The sequence below is a fragment of the Pseudoalteromonas sp. EB27 genome, from assembly GCF_001974875.1.
GTDB lineage: Bacteria > Pseudomonadota > Gammaproteobacteria > Enterobacterales > Alteromonadaceae > Pseudoalteromonas.
This window is the reverse complement of record NZ_MTQD01000018.1, coordinates 1-22,575: the sequence shown is the minus strand read 5'-3', so window position 1 is coordinate 22,575 and position 22,575 is coordinate 1. Positions and strand designations below refer to the sequence as shown.

General features: G+C 39.5%; 26 protein-coding genes and 2 rRNA genes. 9 read left to right on the top strand and 19 right to left on the bottom strand.

The window, feature by feature from the left end; all coding sequences use genetic code 11:
* Positions 1–11: 11 nt before the first annotated feature.
* Genes BW142_RS17815 through BW142_RS17805 form a run of 3 tightly spaced genes read right to left on the bottom strand, consistent with a single transcriptional unit; the run spans position 12 to position 2,255 of the window.
* On the bottom strand, positions 12–1,001 hold the full coding sequence (locus tag BW142_RS17815) for a COX15/CtaA family protein (RefSeq protein ID WP_076925822.1): 990 nt from the start codon (positions 999–1,001) through the stop codon (positions 12–14).
* A 29-nt stretch (positions 1,002–1,030) separates the two neighbouring features.
* Positions 1,031–1,525 carry a transmembrane cytochrome oxidase associated protein gene (locus BW142_RS17810; protein ID WP_076925821.1) on the bottom strand — a complete coding sequence of 165 codons (495 nt, stop codon included), beginning with the start codon at positions 1,523–1,525 and terminating at the stop codon, positions 1,031–1,033.
* Entirely contained in the window at positions 1,515–2,255 is a 741-nt protein-coding gene (locus BW142_RS17805; RefSeq protein WP_076925820.1) for an SURF1 family protein, read from the bottom strand. Before BW142_RS17805 ends, BW142_RS17810 begins: the two co-directional genes overlap by 11 nt.
* 14 nt (positions 2,256–2,269) lie before the next feature.
* On the opposite strand from BW142_RS17805, the gene BW142_RS20935 reads away from it, so the two are divergent.
* Positions 2,270–2,578 (top strand): DUF2909 family protein, encoded by a 309-nt coding sequence (locus BW142_RS20935; RefSeq protein ID WP_076925819.1) that lies wholly within the window; start codon positions 2,270–2,272, stop codon positions 2,576–2,578.
* Here BW142_RS20935 and BW142_RS17795 read toward each other — a convergent pair.
* The 5 genes from BW142_RS17795 to lexA all read right to left on the bottom strand — a co-directional run bounded on the left by BW142_RS17795 (position 2,481) and on the right by lexA (position 7,756).
* Positions 2,481–3,356, bottom strand: a complete 876-nt coding sequence (locus BW142_RS17795) for a cytochrome c oxidase subunit 3 (protein WP_076925818.1) — start codon at positions 3,354–3,356, stop codon at positions 2,481–2,483. The two genes, BW142_RS20935 and BW142_RS17795, sit on opposite strands and share 98 nt — an antisense overlap.
* Positions 3,357–3,391: 35 nt before the next feature.
* Positions 3,392–3,922: a cytochrome c oxidase assembly protein gene (locus tag BW142_RS17790; RefSeq protein ID WP_076925817.1), complete on the bottom strand. Its 531-nt coding sequence runs from the start codon at positions 3,920–3,922 to the stop codon at positions 3,392–3,394.
* The gene (ctaD, locus tag BW142_RS17785) at positions 3,922–5,514 is read right to left on the bottom strand and encodes a cytochrome c oxidase subunit I (protein WP_024595091.1); all 1,593 of its coding nucleotides are present in this window, start codon (positions 5,512–5,514) and stop codon (positions 3,922–3,924) included. The genes BW142_RS17790 and ctaD overlap by 1 nt, the downstream gene beginning before the upstream one ends.
* A complete protein-coding gene (gene coxB, locus BW142_RS17780) occupies positions 5,514–6,656 on the bottom strand; it encodes a cytochrome c oxidase subunit II (protein ID WP_024599639.1) in 1,143 nt (380 codons plus the stop codon). Before coxB ends, ctaD begins: the two co-directional genes overlap by 1 nt.
* A 482-nt stretch (positions 6,657–7,138) precedes the next feature.
* Complete coding sequence (gene lexA, locus BW142_RS17775) at positions 7,139–7,756, bottom strand: transcriptional repressor LexA (RefSeq protein ID WP_007584941.1); 618 nt, start codon at positions 7,754–7,756, stop codon at positions 7,139–7,141.
* Positions 7,757–7,923: 167 nt separating this feature from the next.
* Here lexA and BW142_RS17770 point away from each other — a divergent pair, with 167 nt between their 5' ends.
* Positions 7,924–8,364, top strand: coding sequence for a PaaI family thioesterase (locus tag BW142_RS17770; protein ID WP_024599638.1), 441 nt, complete (start codon positions 7,924–7,926; stop codon positions 8,362–8,364).
* Here the strand turns inward: BW142_RS17770 and BW142_RS17765 are convergent, their stop codons facing one another.
* On the bottom strand, positions 8,365–8,745 hold the full coding sequence (locus BW142_RS17765; RefSeq protein WP_008138697.1) for a hypothetical protein: 381 nt from the start codon (positions 8,743–8,745) through the stop codon (positions 8,365–8,367).
* 313 nt (positions 8,746–9,058) lie between these two features.
* Here BW142_RS17765 and BW142_RS17760 point away from each other — a divergent pair, with 313 nt between their 5' ends.
* Complete coding sequence (locus tag BW142_RS17760; protein ID WP_076925816.1) at positions 9,059–9,784, top strand: hypothetical protein; 726 nt, start codon at positions 9,059–9,061, stop codon at positions 9,782–9,784.
* Positions 9,785–9,866: 82 nt separating this feature from the next.
* Here BW142_RS17760 and BW142_RS17755 read toward each other — a convergent pair whose 3' ends face one another.
* Together BW142_RS17755 and BW142_RS17750 are read right to left on the bottom strand one after the other, a co-directional pair.
* Complete coding sequence (locus BW142_RS17755; RefSeq protein WP_024599636.1) at positions 9,867–10,187, bottom strand: chaperone modulator CbpM; 321 nt, start codon at positions 10,185–10,187, stop codon at positions 9,867–9,869.
* Positions 10,187–11,155: a DnaJ C-terminal domain-containing protein gene (locus BW142_RS17750; protein ID WP_024599635.1), complete on the bottom strand. Its 969-nt coding sequence runs from the start codon at positions 11,153–11,155 to the stop codon at positions 10,187–10,189. The genes BW142_RS17755 and BW142_RS17750 overlap by 1 nt, the downstream gene beginning before the upstream one ends.
* Before the next feature lie 231 nt (positions 11,156–11,386).
* Between BW142_RS17750 and BW142_RS17745 the strand changes: the two genes are divergently transcribed.
* The 3 genes from BW142_RS17745 to BW142_RS17735 all read left to right on the top strand — a co-directional run bounded on the left by BW142_RS17745 (position 11,387) and on the right by BW142_RS17735 (position 14,130).
* Positions 11,387–12,040, top strand: a complete 654-nt coding sequence (locus BW142_RS17745; RefSeq protein WP_076925851.1) for an endonuclease — start codon at positions 11,387–11,389, stop codon at positions 12,038–12,040.
* Between the two features lie 99 nt (positions 12,041–12,139).
* Positions 12,140–13,759, top strand: coding sequence for a S41 family peptidase (locus BW142_RS17740; protein WP_076925815.1), 1,620 nt, complete (start codon positions 12,140–12,142; stop codon positions 13,757–13,759).
* Positions 13,759–14,130, top strand: coding sequence for a hypothetical protein (locus BW142_RS17735; RefSeq protein ID WP_076925814.1), 372 nt, complete (start codon positions 13,759–13,761; stop codon positions 14,128–14,130). Before BW142_RS17740 ends, BW142_RS17735 begins: the two co-directional genes overlap by 1 nt.
* A 69-nt stretch (positions 14,131–14,199) precedes the next feature.
* Here the strand turns inward: BW142_RS17735 and hmpA are convergent, their stop codons facing one another.
* Genes hmpA through BW142_RS17720 form a run of 3 tightly spaced genes read right to left on the bottom strand, consistent with a single transcriptional unit; the run spans position 14,200 to position 16,903 of the window.
* Positions 14,200–15,381, bottom strand: a complete 1,182-nt coding sequence (gene hmpA, locus BW142_RS17730) for an NO-inducible flavohemoprotein (protein WP_076925813.1) — start codon at positions 15,379–15,381, stop codon at positions 14,200–14,202.
* Between the two features lie 20 nt (positions 15,382–15,401).
* Positions 15,402–16,634: an NnrS family protein gene (locus BW142_RS17725; protein WP_076925812.1), complete on the bottom strand. Its 1,233-nt coding sequence runs from the start codon at positions 16,632–16,634 to the stop codon at positions 15,402–15,404.
* Complete coding sequence (locus BW142_RS17720) at positions 16,634–16,903, bottom strand: hypothetical protein (RefSeq protein ID WP_076925811.1); 270 nt, start codon at positions 16,901–16,903, stop codon at positions 16,634–16,636. Before BW142_RS17720 ends, BW142_RS17725 begins: the two co-directional genes overlap by 1 nt.
* A 159-nt stretch (positions 16,904–17,062) precedes the next feature.
* Here BW142_RS17720 and norR point away from each other — a divergent pair, with 159 nt between their 5' ends.
* The gene (gene norR / locus BW142_RS17715) at positions 17,063–18,619 is read left to right on the top strand and encodes a nitric oxide reductase transcriptional regulator NorR (RefSeq protein WP_076925810.1); all 1,557 of its coding nucleotides are present in this window, start codon (positions 17,063–17,065) and stop codon (positions 18,617–18,619) included.
* Between the two features lie 21 nt (positions 18,620–18,640).
* Here norR and BW142_RS17710 read toward each other — a convergent pair whose 3' ends face one another.
* A complete protein-coding gene (locus BW142_RS17710; RefSeq protein WP_024599628.1) occupies positions 18,641–19,540 on the bottom strand; it encodes a LysR family transcriptional regulator in 900 nt (299 codons plus the stop codon).
* 119 nt (positions 19,541–19,659) lie between these two features.
* On the opposite strand from BW142_RS17710, the gene BW142_RS17705 reads away from it, so the two are divergent.
* Positions 19,660–20,226 (top strand): NAD(P)H-dependent oxidoreductase, encoded by a 567-nt coding sequence (locus tag BW142_RS17705; protein ID WP_076925809.1) that lies wholly within the window; start codon positions 19,660–19,662, stop codon positions 20,224–20,226.
* A 17-nt stretch (positions 20,227–20,243) separates the two neighbouring features.
* Here the strand turns inward: BW142_RS17705 and BW142_RS17700 are convergent, their stop codons facing one another.
* Positions 20,244–20,684 (bottom strand): TerB family tellurite resistance protein, encoded by a 441-nt coding sequence (locus BW142_RS17700; protein WP_024599626.1) that lies wholly within the window; start codon positions 20,682–20,684, stop codon positions 20,244–20,246.
* A 99-nt stretch (positions 20,685–20,783) separates the two neighbouring features.
* Here BW142_RS17700 and BW142_RS17695 point away from each other — a divergent pair, with 99 nt between their 5' ends.
* Positions 20,784–21,164, top strand: a complete 381-nt coding sequence (locus tag BW142_RS17695; RefSeq protein ID WP_076925808.1) for a hypothetical protein — start codon at positions 20,784–20,786, stop codon at positions 21,162–21,164.
* Between the two features lie 2 nt (positions 21,165–21,166).
* Here the strand turns inward: BW142_RS17695 and BW142_RS17690 are convergent, their stop codons facing one another.
* The 3 genes from BW142_RS17690 to BW142_RS17680 all read right to left on the bottom strand — a co-directional run.
* The gene (locus tag BW142_RS17690; protein ID WP_076925807.1) at positions 21,167–21,760 is read right to left on the bottom strand and encodes a hypothetical protein; all 594 of its coding nucleotides are present in this window, start codon (positions 21,758–21,760) and stop codon (positions 21,167–21,169) included.
* 447 nt (positions 21,761–22,207) lie between these two features.
* A 5S ribosomal RNA gene (gene rrf, locus BW142_RS17685) occupies positions 22,208–22,322 on the bottom strand.
* A 148-nt stretch (positions 22,323–22,470) separates the two neighbouring features.
* Positions 22,471–22,575 (bottom strand): 23S ribosomal RNA (locus BW142_RS17680); the annotation flags it as partial.

The following is a 22,575-nucleotide window of genomic DNA, read 5'->3' as shown; positions in this document are numbered from 1 at the left end:
ATATTTCCCTTTTATGTGCGTGATTTTAGGTAATAACACAACCTAACCATGCTTAATAACAGTATGGCAGCCATCAAGTTATGCGCCAGTGCAACTCCCAACGGAATATGCCAATGTACTAAAATAAGCCCTAAACTAATTTGGCACAGCAGGACAAGTAATACGCTCACAACACAATTTTTAATTTTTTTAGAGTACGCTTGTCTGTATATTTTCCACATAATTAATGCCAGAACGATGCAAGTAACGAGTGCCCAAATGCGGTGTAATAAATGGATAGACATACGCGCTTGCTGTGATAACACACCAAACTCATAATTACTGTGCTCAAGTGGTAATTGAAATACGCTACTCAATGAAAACGGTTGTGCGTAATTACACAATGGCAAACCACTACAATGCGGAGCGGCGTAATTTGCAGCCAGCCAACCACCAAGTGCAATTTGGATAACCAACACACTAAGCGCTACTAAACTCAAACCAAAATAGCGTTTTGCGCCGCTATCGCCCCCCATAATAGGTTTTGCGGTTAGCCGTAAATATAAAAGTGTTATAAGTGACAAAATACTAAAGCCACCTAATAAGTGGCCCATTACAATAAGAGGCTGAAGGCTCATAGTTACTGTCCACATACCAAGGGCAGCCTGAAACACCACTAGTAGAAGCAAAGCCAAAGGCAATTTAACTGGCGTAGTTGGATATTGGCGTTTTAAAAAAGCCAACACAAATAAACCTAAAATAAGTAAGCCTAAAGCACCTGCAAAATAGCGATGAATCATTTCTTTCCACGCTTTTGCGGTTTCGAACATCATATCGGGGTAGCTTTGAATTGCTAAGGCTATATCGGCCTCATGCTTAGGTACCGTTAAAAAGCCGTAACAGCCAGGCCAATCGGGGCACCCTAAACCTGCATCGCTTAAGCGGGTGTACGCACCTAAAGCAACCACAATTAAAGCGAGTAATCCTGTTATTAATACTAAGTTTTTATAATTTTTATACATTAGACACTCCACTTAAATAAGCTGATCAATTAGCTAGAACGAGAATAGTTAAGTAATTTTTTTAGATCTTTTAATAACCCTTTTTGTACTATACGGTTTTCTTGTGGCTCGACCTTAAAGGGATATTCAAGTACCACTAACCCCATATGATCAATTAAATATAAACTTGCAGGTTTTAAGCTCTGTTGTTCGGTAATAATTTTCCATGGTAGATTTTTATTGTCGAGGCTTCCCATTACAGCCATATCAACCTTGCCTTGGTTTTTACCAAGTGCCACATATAAATTATTAAATGCATTGAGCTGTTCGCTGCATGGGGTGTTACATTCTTTTGAGTAATTAAGTGCGATAGTCCATTGTTTGGGATTATTTCGCGGCCAATTTTTAAGTTTTATTTCTTGGCTTAAAAACTCGCCATTATTAGTAATTGCAGTAGGCAACCAATCAAACTTTAATGCGCCATACGCCAAAACTAATGGGATTGCACAGCAACCCACAAACAATAAAAGGGGATTATTTTTCATTATGTGTCCTTTTTTTACTCGCAAAAATAGCAACAACAGCACATGCAACAGCAATTAAAAACCATTGCACAGCGTAGGCATTATGTTTTTGAGGGCTCATAACAACAGCCTCATAATGAGGTGTTGCAATCTCATCACCAGTACCTTGTCTGTAAGCCATAAAATTAATTAATGATTGCTGGCTTTGAGTGCTCAGCATATTCAAGTCGATAGATTGGATTCTTGTAGGTAAGTCGTTATTTGTAGTTTTATCTTCAAGCGTAAAGCTACTTAAGTTATTTTCTTTTATTTGCGCTTTAAGAATAAAAACACCTGTAGGCAGAGTAACCTTTGGCAGTGTACCTCTAGATATAGGCGCTTTTACCCATCCTAAATTAACTAAAATCACTTTTTCTTCGCTGTCTGGCTTTAGTAAAGCAAGTAAGTCGTACCCTACTTGCCCGTTATAAACTTGATTATCTAAAAGCCAATATTGGTTTTGTACAAACCGCCCTTTTAACTCAACCAATACACCTGTTTTGTTCCAGCTATCAGGCAGGTTAAGTAATTGAGACCAGCTCATCACACCACGAGTCTGTTGCTTAGCAATAGCGGTTAGTTGCTGCTGTTTTTGCTCACCCCGCTCCAGCTGCCAAAATCCTAGTCGCACACACACAAGTACAACAACCACAACCATACAAAGTGTGATTAGTGAACTAAGCTTTTGTTTGTGCCATAAAACTAACTGCATAAAGGGTCAACTCAGTGATTATTAAAATTATTATCGTACTGTTGTTAATATTTATACTTTTTAACTTATTTAGAGCATTGTTTATTATGGTGTCAGGAAAAACTGGGGGACGACCTATGTCTCACTTTTTAGGTCGTCGCGTATTGTTTTCGGTCGTTGTTTTAGTTGTTGTTATTGCAGCACTTAAACTTGGTTTTATTAAAGCAAATAATTCGCCAACAAACGCTACAGCACATATACAAATACAAACAAACACAGCCACACCACATCAACAAAGTGCCAATACCAAGCAGCTGCTTGAAAAGCAAAATGCTTATCTTTAGTAAAGTGCCCTTTTAATATCCGTAAAAATATTACAAATAAAAGTACGGTTCCAAGGGTTACATGCATGCCATGAAAACCAGTCAATAAAAAGAACGTATTACCGTAAACACCTGCATCTAGCGTTAAGTTTAAGTCGTTATACGCATGAATATATTCCTCAACTTGTAACCCTAAAAAGCAAACACCCAATAAAATAGTAGCGCCTAAAAAAACTTTAAGTGGAGTACGTTTATTGTTTTCCATCGCTACATGGGCAAAATGTAAAGTAACTGAGGAAGTAAGCAGTATTAAGGTATTAATAAGCGGCAAACCTTGCCAGCCCATAGCTTGAGTAGTTTCGCCTGCAGGTGTTGAAACTAGCGGCCAAACAGCTTCGAAAGTTGGCCATAATACTTCATTGGTCATTGCATTATTGCCTGCGCCTCCAAGCCAAGGTACCGACAATACGCGTGCATAAAAAAGCGCACCAAAAAAGGCCATAAAAAACATCACTTCAGAAAAAATAAACCAGCTCATACCTTGCCTAAAAGAGCGATCCATTTGTGCTGAGTACAAACCTTGGTCCGACTCACTAATTACATTTTTAAACCAGCTAAACAACATATACAAAAGCACAGCAATACCGGCATAAAGCAGGTAAACCCCGATCCCCCCTTCTTTGCCTACACTCATAACTGTTAAGCCTGCCCCTACTGCAATAAAAAACAATGCAACCGCGCCCACAATAGGCCACGGGCTTTGCTCTGGTACATAATAATGCTCATATTCTTGATTCATTTTATTTACTCCTAGTTTCACACTAGTTTAAAAAGCTAGTTATTACTTGCCACCAGCTGTTCACTAATATCAAATACGGTATAAGATAAAGTTAATTCTTCAATGTCGCTTGGCAGTGCGGTATCAACATAAAAAAGTAATTTAAATTCAAGTTCTTCCCCTGCTTTTAGAGGTTGCTGATCAAAGCAAAAACACGCTATTTTATGTAAATACTTTGCCGCTTTACCTGGCGAGACTGATGGTACAGCCTGCATTACTTTATCTAGGTTGCTGTTATTTTTAGCACTAAACATTACTTCACGCATTGCACCGGGTTTTACCACAACACTGTATTCTTTTGATTTAACTTCAAACGGTGCACCTCTTTGCGCGTGAGTAGTAAAACTAACGCCAACTTCTCGGTTTTGTACTATTTGTGTACTTTGCTCTGCTTGCTCAAGCGAAGGTTTTCCATTAAGCCCTGTTACGTCGCAAAACACGTCATACAAAGGCACTAAAGCAAAGGCAAAGGCAAACATGCCTATGCAAATAAGTACCAAACGTTTGAGTAGCGGTGCGTGTGTCACTACTTGATTACCGGCGGCTTAGAAAAAGTATGATATGGCGCTGGAGAGTCAACTTCCCACTCAAGCCCTTCTGCCCCTTCCCATACTTTTGCAGGTACTTTATCGCCACCGCGTGCACATTTAATTACCACAGCTACAAACAACAATTGCGATAAACCAAAGGCAAATCCACCAATACTTATGATTGCGTTAAAGTCGGCAAATTGGAGTGCGTAATCGGGAATTCGACGCGGCATACCGGCAAGCCCTACAAAATGCATAGGAAAAAACAGTACGTTCACGCTCACCAGTGATAGCCAAAAATGCCATTTAGCTAACGTGATATTAAACATATTGCCCGTCCACTTGGGCAACCAGTAATAAGCCCCTGCCATTATCGAAAATACGGCCCCTGTTACTAATACATAATGAAAGTGCGCCACTACAAAATAAGTATCGTGATATTGAAAGTCAGCAGGTGTAATTGCCAGCATCAATCCCGAAAAACCACCTAAGGTAAACAGCACAATAAACGCAATACTAAAAAGCATTGGCACTTCAAAAGTTATTGAGCCTTTCCACATTGTGGCAACCCAATTAAATACTTTTACGCCTGTAGGTACCGATATAAGCATGGTCGCGTACATAAAAAACAACTCGCCAGCGACCGGCATCCCAGTGGTAAACATATGATGAGCCCATACAATAAAGCTCAATAGTGCTATGGAGGATGTGGCGTATACCATTGAGGCATAGCCAAAAAGTTTTTTACGAGAAAAGGTAGGTACTATTGTAGATATAATGCCAAAGGCAGGAAGAATCATTATGTATACTTCGGGGTGACCAAAAAACCAAAAAATGTGTTGGAACATCACCGGATCGCCACCGCCTGCGGCATCAAAAAAGCTGGTCGCAAAGTACTTATCGGTAAGTACCATAGTGACAGCCCCTGCAAGCACAGGCATTACCGCTATTAATAAAAAAGCAGTAATTAACCACGTCCATACAAATAAGGGCAACTTCATCCATGTCATGCCGGGGGCACGTAAGTTCACTATGGTTACAATCACATTGATTGCGCCCATTATTGAGCTAATTCCCATAATATGTACGGCAAATACAAACAATGCAGTATTATCATTACTGTATGTTGTGGACAGTGGTGCATAAAAAGTCCAACCAAATGCAGGACCCCCACCAGGCATAAATAACGATGCCAATAGGATTAAAAATGCAAACGGTAAAATCCAAAAGCTCCAGTTATTCATTCTTGGCAATGCCATATCTGGCGCGCCAATCATTAGCGGTATCATCCAATTAGCAAGGCCTGTAAAGGCCGGCATAACCGCACCAAACACCATAATTAAACCATGCACTGTGGTCATTTGATTAAAAAAGTGAGGGTCGACCAACTGTAAACCAGGTTGAAATAATTCAGCTCTGATCACCATGGCCATTCCACCACCAATTAAGAACATGGTCAGCGAAAAAATTAAATATAAACTACCTATATCTTTATGATTAGTTGTGTAAAGCCAGCGTTTAAAACCTTTAGCTGGGTGATGAGCATGATGAGCTTCATTGGCGTTAGGTTGTTCTACTATGCTACTCATTAGTTCGCCTCCACTTTGGCATCAAGTGCTGCCTGTATTTGACTCGGTTGAATAACATCACCCGTATCATTACCCCACGCATTACGTTTATAAGTAATAACCGCTGCTAATTGCTTTATAGATAACTGCTTGGCAAATGCTTGCATTGCCGTACCAGGTCGTCCATGGATAACTACATCAATGTGATCTTTTATACCGCCAAGCACTATCGGGCTGCCTTTAAGTGCAGGAAATACACCCGGTAATCCCATGCCAGTGGGCTGATGACATGCAGCGCAATTGGCCATATATACTTGTTCGCCTAAAGTCATTAATTCTTCTTTTGGGAGGGTTTTATCAAGTAATGCGGCATCTGCTAATGCTGCTTTTTGTTTAGCCTGCTTTGCATCTGCAAGCCATGTTTTAAAATCAGCCTCAGATTTAGCAACCACCACAACGGGCATAAAGCCATGATCTTTACCACACAACTCAGCACATTGGCCTCGGTAAGTACCTTCTTCGTTTATGTTCGTCCATGTTTCGTTTATAAAGCCGGGATTCGCATCTTTTTTAACTGCAAAATCAGGTACCCACCAAGAGTGGATAACATCGTCAGAAGTCATTAAAAATCGTACTTTTTGATTTATTGGCAGTACGAGAGGTTTATCAACCTCAAGTAAGTAGTTAGGATTTTTATCTGCAAGATTAGCGATTTCATCTTGCGGGGTAGATAAAATAGAGTAGAACTCTACATCTTCGCCCATATATTCATAATGCCATTTCCATTGTGAACCTGTAATTTTAATAGTGAGATCAGCTTTGCTGGCATCTTCCATTGCAATTAGGGTTTTAGTAGCTGGTACTGCCATAGCAATTAAAATAACAAACGGAATTGCAGTCCAAAGTATTTCTACTTTAGTGCTTTCGTGAAATTGGGCAGGTACAGCCCCTTTAGATTTACGGTGATGAATAAGTGCCCAGAACATAATTGCGAACACTATCACCCCAATCACACAACATATTATAAATATGGTCATGTGCAGCTGATATACATTATTGCTTATATCGGTTACGCCTTTGCGCATATTGTATTGGCTGTTAGCCAAAACTGGGTGCGAAAAAACACATAATATAAGCCACAAGGTAGAGGTCAGTTTACCCATGTGGTGGCTCCTTTGATGCTATTGCGAATGCAAAGCGAAGAGGCATACGGCTTAAACGCCAATTCGTTATTTTTATTTTTTTAGCCAATCTCATTTAATATTGATTGGTTTTGCTGCGCCAACAACGTGTTTGTGTATATTGTGTGTTCTCAAAACTAAAAAGCTGTGAGTTATTATTAGCTCAGCACATTAACAACTAGCTAAAAAATGAACAACAAGCAAGTTTTAGTATAAAAAACAATCAGGTTGTAATTGGGTAATTAACAAAAAATCAGCAACTAGCTAGGCAACAGGAAGTTCAAAAGATGAGAAAAACAAAGGGGTTTAACGCATTTGGAGGGGAAATTATAAGTGCAAAAAAGTTTACAGGTTGAATAGTCAGTGGGCTGTTTACGCCCTATTTTAGTACGAATTTTAAAACAAAAATGCGTACTAATTAGTACGCATTTATAAAACTGCTTGTTTAAAAGCTATTTTTAAAGTCACATCCAATCAGCGTTTCTTATAACGCCAACGGCTAAGCCTTCAATATTAAAAGACTCATTCTCAAGATCTACTTCAATAGATTCAAAATCGTCGTTTTCAGCATGAAGTAATACTTTACGACCTGCTTTCTCAAGACGTTTTACAGTTACGTCTTCGTCTAAGCGGGCAACAACAACTTGTCCGTTTTCAGCGGTTTGAGTACGATGTACAGCAAGTAAATCACCATCCATAATACCAATATCTTTCATGCTCATACCGTTAACGCGTAGTAAAAAATCTGCAGCCGGTTTAAACATTAATGGATCGATTTTGCAGTGACTTTCAACGTGCTCTTGCGCCAAAATAGGTGAACCAGCAGCAACACGCCCTATAAGCGGTAAACCTAATTGTTCTGGCTCTTCTTCTTCAATTAACTGAATACCACGGCTTGCACCTGGCTTCATTTTAATGGCGCCTTTTTTAGCAAGTGCTTTTAAATGTTCTTCAGCAGCATTGGCACTTTTAAAACCTAATGTTTGCGCTATTTCAGCACGTGTAGGAGGCATACCAGTGTCTTTAATAAAAACTTTAATTAGTTCGAGTATTTGAGCTTGGCGGTTCGTTAATGGTCGCATACAACTGGTTTTCCATACAGTACATTTAACTGTGAGTATATACAGTTAAATAAAAATCGCAAATTTAAATTAAGCCTTAAAATAGCCAAAGTAATTTCACTTGTGTACATTTTAGGGATATAACTAAAACTAAGTTTATAAATGATAAAAAAAGCAAAGGAGTCATTATGAGTATTTGGTATCAACCTATTACTTTAGAGTTTTGCAAACAGCTAGATGAAGGTATAAATGGTCAAGGTACGCTGATGAAAACTATGGGGATAGAAATCACAGAGATTGGCGATGATTACTTGGTTGCCACAATGCCAGCAATTCCTGAGCATCATAACCCAATGGGGATGGTTCACGGCGGTGCTAACGTTGTACTTGCCGAAACAGTTGCCAGCTATGCAGCTAACTTTGTTGTCGATTTTACAAAATTTTACTGCGTGGGACAGGAAATTAGCGCAAGTCATTTAAAAGCGTCTCGTAACGGCACTTTAACAGCCACGGCAAGAGCATTTCATATCGGTAAACGTAGTTCAGTATGGGAAATAAAAATTACAAATAGCCGCAATGAGCTGTGCTGCGTATCTAAAATGACCGCAGCAGTCGTAGAGCGAAGATAGTTACTTTTCGATTGGGTAAATTGTAATTTCCATACCCGCACCAATCGCAGATATACGTAGTAATGTATCTGCATCTAAGGCTTGATTAAAGCACTTAGGAGAAGTGCCTGATTCAAAACCAATATCAAACGTTCTACGTGAACAGCTTAACCATTGCTTTAGCGCGTTACGCGAACACGATTCAATAAGCTCACATATATGGTTTATTGCTTTGTCAGGCGTGTTTACTACACCTGTTGCTTCAATACGCGCTAATTGACGGTATTCGTCTTTGTCATAATGTAAAATCGTAGCGACTTTTTTCAAGTCCGCCACTAGCAAACTAATATCTTGCTTTGATTCAAGCTCAAGATCTACATTTAAAAATTGAATTTCCGACATCGTTTCGTATTTATCCTCTAATAATTTCATTGCAAACTTTAACGCAGTTTTACCGTTATACCAAATCAACTATGCTCTATTAACCACTTTATATGGATATTTCGCAGCTTTTAAGTATTTATTAGCATTTAAAGCTAGCTAGATATCAAACATTCAGCTCAATTAAACAAATAAATCATGTTAGCAATTTAAGTGTAATCTTTTTTATTTTTAAATGATTACAGTAAGCTATAGTTTAAACTGCGACAAAATGTCGCAGTAACTTATCTCATTAATGTAATAAACTAGCCTCTAAAAATAATAAGACTAAAACATGAATAAAAAAATATTTAAACATGCTCGCAAGTTACATAAATGGTTAGGTTATTTATTAGCATTACAAATTTTAGCTTGGCTATTAGGTGGTTTAGTAATGAGCGCTATCCCTCTTGATAAAGTTCATGGGAAGCATCTTGCAACACGCACTCTTAATAACCCATTTACGCAAGCTGATTATGTTGCCTCCCTTGACGATATTGCATCTCAGGTGGCTAATCCAACACAAATAATTTTTGAGAACTTCTTAACCACACCTATAATTACAGTTATAAATAAAGATGAACAGCAAAGCTTTAACGCTATAACAGGCCGGCCTTTTGAGCCGCCAACTAAAATACAAATTACCGCAAATGCTAAAGCACACTTACTTATTGATGCTCAAGTGACAAGCGCTGTATTGCTAAAGCAAGGTATGCGAGAAGTTGGATATAAAACCAATGTTTGGCAGGTACAATTTGACGACACATTTAACACAACACTGTACTTGTCAGAAAATAACGGCAGAGTTGTCACCGTTCGCAGCACACTCTGGCGAATTTTCGACTTTTTTTGGATGTTACATATTATGGATTACGATGAGCGAGAGGATTTTAATAATCCGCTGCTTATTAGTTTTGCAGCAACCAGCGTACTTTTTTGTTTAAGTGGAATATTACTACTTATACAAAATATACGACTAAAACGATTTATCCGAATTAAAAGTAAGAATAAATCAAAGTAGTCATATTTCATATTGGTTTTTGAGAACTAGCTCACTCTCACCATAGAGTAAGTAAGCCCTAGGAAGTACACAAGGGCAGATTTTATTCCAAGTGTTTAAATCGACTCAAATGTCGCTTTAACATTTCGTTTTCGAAAATCAACTCATCACGCTCATCCAGTAATTGTAAAACTAAGGCTATTGCCGACCAATCTAACGAAAAGTCATGTTGAATACGGGCCGCTTTTTTAACTAAAGTCACTGCAGATACCGTAAATTGCCACTGCGTAACATGATCCCCCTCAATTGGAACCGCAATATTATGCTCAACTAGCTCATATAAAATTGCTTCGCTAATATCACTGCTCAAACATAGCTCTTTGCTAGTAAGTAAATCGTCTTTTTGTGTCACGATAATTTGCATTATAGTTTGCTCCAGTTATTACGGGGATCAAAGTGAGCTTTTTCGGCTAATTCTTCCCACAGTTTTTTACTGGCATCATCAATAGATGTTGGATTAACAATTTTAAGCACAGCAAATAAATCACCTTTGGCTTTTTTACTCATTAATCCCTTACCTTTAATACGCAAGCGTTGACCAGACTGACTATTAGATGGAATAGTTAATTGGATTTTGCCTGCCAACGTAGGCAAATTTATTTTTGTACCAAGAGCCGCTTCCCATGGTGCAAGAGGGACGACTATATTTAGGTTATGGCCTTCAACATCAAATAATGGGTGAGGCACTAAACTAATTTGTAAATACAAATCACCATTTTGCCCATTTGCTGACCCTAATCCGCCTTGCCCTTTTAGTCGAATTCGCTCACCATTTACTGAACCTGCAGGAATTTTCACTTTAAGTGATTTTTTAATTTCAGAGACACGCCCACTGCTATCTCGCTGCGGTAACATAAACTCAACAGGCTTAACGGTATCAACTAAAGTCTCTTCAAGAAAAATCGGGAACTCTATTTCCACATCTTGTCCTTTTTGCGCGCGGGCGGCGTTACTTCTGCTCTGCCCGGAACGATCGAACCCACCAGCTCCGCCAAACATTGAATTAATAAAATCAGAAAACTCTTGGTCGGTTTGAGGATCGCTTTGCTGGTAATTACTTTGCGAAGAGGTATTTTTACCACCATAATTACCTTGCTGTTGACGAGCACGATTTTGCTGGTGACGACGTAACTCGTCGTATTTTACACGTTCTTCTTTGTTATGAATGACTTCGTAAGCTTCTGCTATTTCTTTAAACTTATCTTCTGCTTGAGGCTCTTTGCTTACATCTGGGTGATATTTTCTGGCTAACTTTTTATAAGCTACTTTAACCGCTTTATCGTCTGCATCAGGCGATATTCCAAGCACTGCATAATAATCAACAAATTTCATTTGCAATCCAAATCCCCATATTGAGTAAGCTTTAAGCATACTCCTTAACGGGTAATCTTGTGTGGTTAAAATACGATAAATAGTAAGAAATAAATGAATAGTGAAAATAACTTTAAGTAAAAAATTAATCAGACACCTTTTAGTAATATAAGTACAGGCCTTAAGTTAACTTTATCTTTTATCTTCAAGGCTTTAAACTGCCTGTTCCTGTAGTTCACATTTGTGATGGATATGACTCGATTTATTCTGGCCTTACTGGCTTGTTGTGTGTGCGTTTCGGTATCTGCCGAACAATTTACCCGTTTTTCAACGGCTAAAAGACATTTAATTAAAACCCTACCAGACAACGCTAAAAGTATTTACTGCGGTTGTGATATTAAAAAAGAAGGCAAAAAACTCATTCCTGATCCTTCTAACTGTGGTTACATTCCTCGAAATACACTTACCCGCTCAGGTAAAGTAAATGTGCGAGCACTACGCATTGAGTGGGAACATATTGTTCCGGCGTGGGAATTTGGTCACCAGCTACAGTGTTGGCAAGATGGCGGGCGTAAAAACTGCCGTAAAGTAAGTGCTAAATTTAGAAAAATGGAAGCTGATATAAATAACTTAGCGCCAGCTATTGGCGAAATTAATGCCGATCGCTCTAATTATCGTTTTGGTATGCTTAGCGAAAACGCCACACAGTATGGTCGCTGCGAAGTAAAAGTAAACTTTAAGCAACGTGTAGTTGAACCGCCTGTTTATGCACGTAAACGTATAGCCGACACCTACACTTACATGCAAAAAACATACGGTTTAAAAATCTCAGATAAACAGCAAAAGTTATTTAATGCATGGCAAAAGCAAGCATTCGCAGATACAAGTAGTGCGAGCAAGCTCTAAGCTTTAACACTCATTTACATAAATCAAAGCTATAAATGTTGAATAAATGAGCGAGTGTTGTAATATTTTAAACAACTTATTTACAGAAAGTCCTTAACTATGTTTGAAAATAATAAAACCTCGCTAGCCATTTTTACAGCACTTTCGGGCTTTGCTTTAACGGGTTGTGGCGGCGGTAGCGGCATCGACTCTGCTCCTGTAATTACTACTCCTATCGTTACAACACCTGTTAGTAGCAGTCCAACATGGACAGCAGGGGTATTTGAGCCCTCTAATGATTTAAAAAACTTTTGCGAAACCCCTCGTACGGGTAACGATCCCTTTAATAACAACGAGCCTTACCCAGATCAAGCTGGCTCTGCCCTTTACGAAAAACTCTGGCTTCGCTCTTGGAGCGACGAAACCTACCTTTGGTATGATGAGATTACCGATAACGACCCTGAAAGCTTTGGCACAGTAGCCGATTATTTTGCCCAATTAAAAACAGAGCAACTTACCGACTCAGGGGCAAAAAAAGATAACTTTCATTTTTCAGAACCTACTGAAGATTACTTTCAAGAAGCGCAATCGGGCGTTACTTCTGGTTACGGTATAAATTGGGCGTTTATTGGCGATACAGCCGACCGTATTTTACGCGTCGCTTATCTTGAAGATGACTCACCCGCAAGCCAAATAGGCTTTCAACGTGGTGATACTGTACTTTCAGTTGACGGTGTTAGCATTAATACTAATACAGAGTCGGGTGTAGATACGCTTAACGAAGGTTTATTTAGCCCAACTAACGGCGATTCACATACTATTGTTGTACGCAGTAACGATGGCGCCGAAAAAACATTTAATGTAACCGCTGGTAATATTGAGCAAACACCAGTTCAAAATGTTAAAACGATTCCGACTGAAAATGGTTCAAACGTGGGTTACATGCAGTTTAATAGCCATATAAGCATTGCTCAAGAGGGCCTTATTACTGCGGTAAATAAGTTTAAAACCGATGGTATTGATGAGCTTGTAATCGACTTTAGATATAACGGCGGCGGGTTATTAGCGCTATCAGCTCAATTGGCTTATATGGTTGCCGGTAATGCCAACGTTAACAACCGCTTTTATTATCAAACTCAACAAAACGATAAACAGCCCGTAGATTCGCCTTTTCCATTTATTGATGAAGAAATAGATTACTCTACTTTTTTTAGCACAGGTGAAAACCTACCTGATTTAAACCTATCAAAGGTTTATGTATTAAGCACATCAGGCACCTGTTCGGCATCAGAAGCTTTTATTAATGGTTTAAAGGGTATAGACGCAGAAGTTATTTTAATTGGCGATACAACCTGCGGTAAGCCCTATGGCTTTACCCCAACTCATAACTGCGCAACAACCTATTACACTATTCAATTTAGTGGGGTAAATAGCAAAGGATTTGGCGAATACGCTGCGGGTTTTACACCAACCCCTACGCCACAATTTGATGCTGATGTTCAAGGTTGTGAAATTGAGGACGACTTCGATCATCAGTTAGGCGACAGTGACGAGGCCGTTTTAGCCACCGCATTATTTCATGTTGAAAATGGCAGTTGCCCAGTTAGAACGGCTGCTGCAAAAGCAGAGCCAGCTAGTTTTTCAGGCTCTCGTGAGTCCCTCATTCCTTTAAATATGCCTGAGCAATTTACCCAGCGTAATATGGACTTAACTTGGCCAACACTGAGTGAGGAAAGATAGTGGCTAAATTATTACTCCCATTAGCCATCTTGCTCACTTTAGGTGGATGCCAAAGTGTAAATAGTGAGCCCGCTAAACCCGCTATATTAACGAGCGTTAATCCCAGCGTTATTACAACACTACAACAGGCAATTCAAAAAATTAAGGGAGGCGCATTAGTAACACTTGCCGATTCGGTATTTACTAAACGTAGCGAACTGCTAATTGATCATGCAATGAGTAAAGGGTCTGATGGCAGAGTAATTATGGGCGCGCATAATATAAAATCTGAGAAGTTTATTTTGCAACTACGCAATAACCAATGCGAGCTTTACTATCCTAAAAAAGAGCTTACTACAGTACTTGAAGGTGTTACCTGTAAAGAATTATAAGGCACTTTAAAGTTTATAAAAAAGGCGCGCAGCACATCGCTGCACGCCTTTTTCTATTTTAAAGCGTTATTACAAGTCTTGGTGCGGACCAAACACTTCATAATGAATCTGCTCGTTTTTAACACCTAGCTCAAGTAACTGGTTTTTTATAAATGCCATAAACCCGGCAGGACCACATAAGTAAAAGTCGCCATTACTCAATGGTAGCTGTGCTTGTACTGCATTTAGGTTCATTAACCCTGTAAAGTCAGCGCCCTTTGTCGCTTGGTTAAACCACGTCATTGTTTGTAAGCGGTTATAAACTGTATTTAACTCATTTAAATATTTTGAAAACGAATGCTGCTGAGTATTTTCGCAGGCATGTAAATACACAATCTCTTGATTAGAGTTTTCACTTAATAGCGTTTCAAGCATAGCCAGCATTGGCGTTTGCCCAACACCTGCTGAAATTAGTACCGCTGGACTTGTATTATTACGTAAAAAGAAGTCTCCTGCCGGCGGGTATAACTCAACAATAGTGCCTTGCTCTAATGAGTGTAAATAATTAGACACCATGCCAGGCTTTGGCTGTAGCTCTTTTTTAACACTAATACGGTAGTTTTTAGCGTTACTTTTTTGTGAAATAGAATACTGGCGAATTTCTTCATATTCAGCGCCCTCTAGCTTAACTTTAATACCTAAATACTGCCCTGGTTTATGTGTAATAACAGCTTCGCCATCAACTGGCGTAAGTGTAAAGCTTGTAACAAGTTCTGATTCAGCCTGTTTGTTGGTTATTTCAAATTGGCGAGTTCCCGCCCAGCCACCGTGTTTATTTTTACTGTGCTCATACAAAGCAGCTTCTTCGGTTATACAAATATCAGCAAGTACGCCGTAAGCTTCGCGCCAAGCATATTCAACATCGGGAGTAAATTGATCAGGAATAAGCTCTTTTAAAGTACCAATTAAATGCGCACCTACAATAGGGTAATGCTCAGGTAAAATATTCAAGCTTGTATGCTTATGATTAATACGTGTTAGCGCTTCTTTTAATACGACTAAATTATCAATATTTTGTGCATACGCAGCCAATGCATTAAAAAGTGCAAATTGCTGACGACCTGTATCTTGATTCGCCATATTAAAAATATTTTTAAGCTCAGGATTATGGCTAAATAAACGCTTATAAAAATGATCGGTAACAACCGTACCCGCCTGCGCTAGTAACGGAACAGTGCTTTTTACAATCTCAATGGTTTTATCAGATAACATATGTGTTTCCTATGGATGAACTAATCACGACGCCCATCAACACGACGCCGCGTTAATATAGGTGTGCAGTGAATTAAAAATAATAAAAAAGCCACTAACCACAGCACAGCACTTATTTGCCAAGCAAGGTGAGGCCCAATAATAAAAGGGAGTAATGAACGAGTAATAGCGGCCACAAGCAAAAACGCAAAAGCAACAGCCATGTAATGAGGAATAGTGAGTGTCCGCCCTGTATGACCATGTGATACACGCGTCATCATTGCTAAAATCATCATACCTATTGTGCCAATAGTGATTAAGTGCAGCGCATCTTTAAATTGTATTGCACTGCTATAAAAGCTGAATGCAACCATCATTAACCCTACGCCTAACGTAAGGTAGGAGAAATGCAAAGACCATAACAACGGCACTCTCAATACCTTGCTGTCCCACCAAAAACCAGCCCTAAGCAGGTGAAGCGCAGCAACAGTTGCAACAACTAACGCAGGGTTAATCGTGTTCAAAAACAACTTGTTGATAAAAAATAAAGTGATAACCACAATAGATAAATACATCACTGCTTTATCTATTTTAGGCGTGCGAACTTGCTCGGTTAAACCCAGACCTTTAGCGGTAAAAAATGGTAAAACGCGACCCGCAACAATGCCAACTAGTAAAGTAATGACGAGTACTGCGGTATCAACCACACCAAGTGCAAGCTGCATGTTTTGCTGTAAAATGAGTATTAAATACAATACATTGAGCCCACAAAGCACAGCTAAAATAGCTAAAAACGGATAGTTACTTTTGCTATTGGCTTTTAATAACATATTAGCCAATACAGCTATGGCGCCTAGCCACCAAATAACTTGTAATGTAAGTGCAGCATATAAATTAAAATGAGCAATATCGGGCAATATCACAAAAAAGGCTAAGCGCGCTGCAAGCCATATAAACGTAAGCCACATAAGAGCTTTGCCACTTATGCTCGCAACGCCTGTCCATGTTTGTGCTGCGGTAAGTAAAAAGCCAACAGCTACAACTCCTGCAAAGCCAAACAGCATTTCGTGCGCGTGCCATAATGTCGCAGGTATCGATAAGTGCCAACTTGCATGGCCTGTTAAAATAAGTAGCCAATACCCCACCGACAAAAATGCCAATAAGCCACCGCCTAAAAAGAAAGGTCTAAAAGCGAGCATCCATAACGGCCATCGAGATACTTGATGAATAGCCACTCGTGCTGGCATTGGCTCAGTTAAGTTTATAGGGAGCATTATCGTACCTCCTGCCCTAAACCATGTTGTGCAACACAGCGCAGTACGTAACTTACTTTTAAAATAGCAGCAATAACAATAGTGCCAATATGAGCTGATACTTGCATCGCCATAGAAAAGTATTCAGCAAACGGGTAACTAATTAAAATACTGGCCGAAATACATACTAAACTCACGAGCAATGCAGTATTGGCAGCAAATAATACTGTTTCGTATAGTGAACTGAACTGTGTTTGATTGTTTAAATTATTCAGCATTAGTGTGTTCATAGCGACCTCTGTAACTAACTACGTTACTTAGCTATTACACATACTGTGCCAAAAAATTTAATTAACTAAATTCAATAAGTTAAATTAAACTACTTTACACTATGAGTCTTTATGACCTACTATAAATTAACTCATAAAACACGAATAGGTCATTTTGACATGGACCAGCAATTCAACCTTACACAAGTTGCTCTAGAGCTTGCTCAAAGTACACTACACGAGCATAGCTTTGATCAATTACTAGCAACGGTTGAGCGGGTAATTCCTAGTGATGCAAGTGCGTTATTAGTGCTTCAGGGCGAGCAATTAAAACCACTGGCAATTAAAGGGTTAATGTCCGACAGTCTTGGCAGACGATTTAAAATAGTAGAACACCCTCGCCTAGAAGCTATTTGCAAAAGCACACTCGCGTTACAATTTGCGCACGACTGCCCGCTACCCGATCCATACGACGGATTACTATTAGCTAAAACTGGCGACATACCGGTACATGCATGTTTAGGCTTACCTCTTTATGATAAAAACGCGCTACTTGGCGTACTTACGTTTGATAGCCTTAACGCCAATGCATTTAACAGCATAAGCGCTGATACACTCAATACCTTACAAACGCTGTGTAGTGCGCACTTTAAAACAGCTTTAGAGCTTGCCCATTACAAACAGCATGCACAGCACTCAAGTGCATTAGTGCAAGAACTAAATCGTGAAGCGTTAACACGGGACGGCGGTGAAATTATTGGTCAAAGCCCGCTAATGCAAACACTTAAAAACGAAATTAAACTCGTTGCAGCATCTAATTTTAGCGTGCTTATATTAGGTGAAACAGGGGTAGGGAAAGAACTTGTTGCGCGTAATATTCACTTAAATTCAGCTCGAAAAGATCAACCGCTTATTCACTTAAATTGTGCATCGCTCCCTGAGAATCTTGCCGAAAGTGAATTTTTTGGTCATGCAAAAGGGGCTTTTACAGGCGCACAAAATTCGCGCCAAGGTAAATTTCAATTAGCTGATGGAGGCACGTTATTTTTAGATGAAATTGGCGAACTGCCTCTTGCCATGCAAAGTAAATTATTACGAGTGCTACAAAGCGGCGAAATACAAACGGTAGGAGAAGACACGCCAAAGTACGTAGATGTACGCGTCGTTGCCGCAACCAACAGAAATTTAAAAGAAGAAGTAGAACAAGGTCGCTTTAGAGCCGATTTATACCATCGCCTCAGTGTCTACCCTATTACTGTGCCACCACTTAGTAAACGGGAGCACGACATAACACTCTTAGCTGGTTATTTTATTGAGCAAACAGCCCGTAAACTAGGGATAAAACAATTAAAACTGAGCCCTGAAGCGCAAGTATCGCTTAATCAATACAACTGGCCAGGTAACGTTCGCGAGCTTGAGCATGTTATTAGCCGCAGCGCCCTAAAAGCAAAACAAAGCCAATGGCAAAATCCAATAATAACCATTACAAGCGAGCACTGTGATTTAACACCGAGTGCACCGAAAAACTCTTTAGTAGCAAGCCAAAGTACAACCAACACCTTAATCAACCAACCTTTAAAGCAAGCTGTAGAATCGTTGCAATACAACGTAATTACTGAGCAATTAAAGAAGCATAACTACAACTGGTCAGCAGCAGCAAGAGTGCTTGAATTAGATAGAGCTAACTTAGTACGCTTGGCTAAACGCATAGGGATAGAAGTAAAAAAAACACTATAATCATCCAAAACACAGCTAAAATTATTGATTAGCAGCCAACTTACTAAAGTGTGTTTTTAACAACCCTGCAAAAGCTTGTACTTTAGCAGTGCGATGTACTAGGTGATGCGTGACTAACCATACATCTGTAGGCCAGCTTAACTCACTGTGTAATATAGGTACTAAATCAGAATATTGCGCCGCCACATCATGTTGTAATCCGCCAATGCCTAGCCCTTTAATTATTGCACGAGTTGCTTCTGCGGTTTCAGACACTCGCAGCTTTATTTGCGATGCGGGAATATGTTCATCAGCCCATGCAAAATAAGGCACGCGGGCATTAAAACCCGCCACACCTGATACAAAATTATGTTGTTGTAAATCACTTAATAATTTAGGCATGCCGTATTTATTGATGTAACGTTTATTAGCGTATAAACCCGATGAAAGCTGCGCTAAATGCTGAGCAATATAATCGCCCTCATCAGGTCTTGGGCCTGCACGCACTGCAATATGTGCTTGTCCGTGATCAAGTCTTAACCTTTTTTGTTCTAAAATAACCTCAAGCTGCACTTGTGGATGTAGTGCCTGAAATTGCTCACATACATCACCAAGTACATCCATAAAACCACTTACCGTCGTTAGTAATAAACTCCCTCTAAGAGTGCTATCGGCCGCTGCTATATCGTTATGTAACTGCTCTAAGGAGCTATGGATAGTTTGTGCTGTTGCAAATAATTTGGTGCCAATCTCAGTAACCTTGTAACCACGGGCATGGCGATGAAAAAGGCGTGTATTTAAGTTTTTTTCAAGATTATTAATTCGCCTAAGAACTGTGCTGTGGTGCACATTAAGCTCTTCTGCCGCCGCCGTTAACGTGCCTAATCGTGCTACTTCAAACGCTACTTTGACGTCTTGCCAATCTTCAAATTTTATCGCCATGCTGCTTACCTTATACTTATGTGCATTTACGCACATAAGTGTTGCGTTTATTGGGGTTTTCTACAAGCAAAATTTTGCTACATTAGCGTTGTAAGTTTAAACACTAAAAGGTCACTAACATGTCAGCACCAAAAATTATTGCCCTAGCAGGGAGCCTTCGCCAAGAAAGCTTTAATCAAAAAATTATTAATGAGGCAGCACGTTTTGCTCTACAAACAGGTGCTGAAGTAGAGGTAATAATACTAAACGGATTAAACATCCCACTATTTAACGAAGACATTGAAGCACAAGGTACACCAAGCGATGTACAGCTTTTAAAAGACAAACTACGTGCAGCTGACGGTATTTTACTAGCAAGCCCGGAGTACAACGGCTCTATAACTGCAGCGCTTAAAAATACGATTGATTGGGCATCGCGTACAGAGCAAGGTGCTGTTCCTGCTTTTCGTAATAAAGTGGTGGCGCTGTTTTCAGCATCACCAGGTGGACTTGGTGGGTTGCGCGGTTTAAATCATGTACGAGATATATTAAGTGGTATTGGATCGTTAGTGCTTGCCGATCAACTTGCAGTACCCGCTGTACACACATTGTTTGATGAAAGTGGGCAAATTAATGAACCTGTTACAGCTGAAAAAGTATCAGCACTTGCTCATCAGTTAGTAAGCGTTGCAAGTAAGTTAAAATAACTTGCACGCCTAAATAATTACTTTGTCGCCGCGATTTTTGCGGCGATAAAATCGGTATGCGTTACATATAAAAGCCCCGCTACTTTACGTATTACGTAGTCCTCCTGGGGATCTATTTCTCCATCAGCATAAGCCAAGCGCCATAGCAGTTCTATTATTTCAATGCGCTGAACTGCACTACAATGCTCATTAATTTGTTTTGAAAACTGAAAGTAGTCAATAGCACCATCTAAACTACTTGCTGCGTTATTAGTAAGCTCTTCAACTTCTGCATCTGTTAAATTAAAGTATTTTTTTAAGGTTACAGTCAGGGTTCGTTGTTCATCATGGTCAAGCTTAGTATCAGCACGCATAACCTCAATAAGCAATGCAGCGACCGCTGTTTTTAAATCATGCTGCTCTATACTAGGTTCCTGATCATCGAATACAGCAAAAAGCTGCTTTATTTGTTTGAACATCACATTATCCCTTTTTGGGTGTTAGACTAATACGTAAAGAAATCGATCTTATTACTCTTATTAATGGGTATAAAGTTCGCAAATTAAAGGATACATTTTATGAAAGGAATAAACACACCACGCTTATTTATAGGCGCTACACTGGTGGCTCTTTCGAGTGCAAATACTGCACTTGCCGAAAAAGCCGAAACAGAGAAGCTCTACGACTTTGACAACAAAGTGCATTACTACCAAACAAAAATTGGCGAAGACAACTATAAAATAGAAATCCAGTCAGACGATTACAAACACTTTACCAATCAAAGTGTATTTTTATTACGCCATGCTGACCGTCTATGTCGTGGCAACACCTTTATGTTGAAAATACTTGAAGGCGTGCAAGAGTACGAGCGCTTTCCAACAAAACCACGTGCTTATCAACCAGATTTAAGTGTTTTACTACAATGCGAAACTAAAGAAGATACAAACAAGGGTAAGTAACCTTAGTCTTTATAACCCCAAGGTGCTGATGGTGGAGTAATCGGTTTCGTTAAATCAAAATCCACCTTAAACTCACGTCCTTGGCGAATTAATCGATAAGTAAATACTTCTGGGTAAATATACATTTGCCATGTATTACCTACAGACTGTGCAATGCCTTCTTTTACGAATAACTCTTTAGAGTATTGATCTGCTGGAAACGACTGCATTTGCGCAAACCCTGCATCAAGCGTATGGCCACCATACATAGTTGATGCGTCGTCTGTTCCATCTTTATGACGATGATCGTGCTTTAAACTCAAGCCACTACCCGTTTTAGTTATGATCCACGTACGTGATGCATCGTCTCCTACATGAAACGGTACTTGTAACTCAGTCTCGCTACATTTACGTACATGCATAACCAGCTTTTTATCTGTAAATGAGCTTGGCCCCTTCGCGTTATCTACCGCTACTTCACCTTCAAAAGCTTTACCGCAATGCGCTGCAATACTATTAAAAAAGGCATCATGAGTAGGGATAGACACTAAAGGTGCAGGGCGTGAAAAAGCTGTCGATGAAGCAAGTATTAGAGTTGCTGCAGTTAATAATTTCATATTTTTCTCGTTATAGTTATTTTAAAACACCTGTAATAGTACAGCTTTCTTTAGTGCTTTATTAGAAGTATCTCTACCTAATTAAATATGCAATTCAGTTGAGTGTTTAATGGATAATTAAATGAACCATAATAACTCACGCATTATTTTCTGCAGACGTAAAAAAGCCCGACTCTTTCGAATCGGGCTTTCTACAATGTGAAGTCGGTGCGCTACACAGTAGAATGTCGGAGTGCCCACAGCGGTAAAAAGTCACCTAGCAAATGCTACATACTTATCGGCGTGCAGAGATATTGAGGGCTTTTGGTGTGATTCTAGCGTCGGAAGTCGCTTCGCTCGCCCTACGTGATAGGTGTTGATGTGAGTGTCTATTAATTACGCGCATTTTACTTTTCTGCAGACGTAAAAAAGCCCGACTCTTTCGAATCGGGCTTTCTACAATTTGAAGCCTGGTAATGTCCTACTTTCACATAGCAAATGCTACACTATCATCGGCGCTGTTTCGTTTCACTACTGAGTTCGGCATGGAATCAGGTGGGTCCAAAACGCTATTGTCACCAAGCAAATTTGGGCGTTAATCCGTATCGCTACGCACTAACTGAATTTGGAAAATATCTGATAATATTTTTTAAGTCTTTCAGTAATATCTACTTTAGTTATATTAACTTCTTCGCTTGTTTCACTATCACATAAAACGCGTTTGGCGTTGTATGGTTAAGCCTCACGGGTAATTAGTACAAGTTAGCTTAATGGCTCACACCACTTCCACATCTTGCCTATCAACGTTGTAGTCTTCAACGGCCCTTCAGAGACTT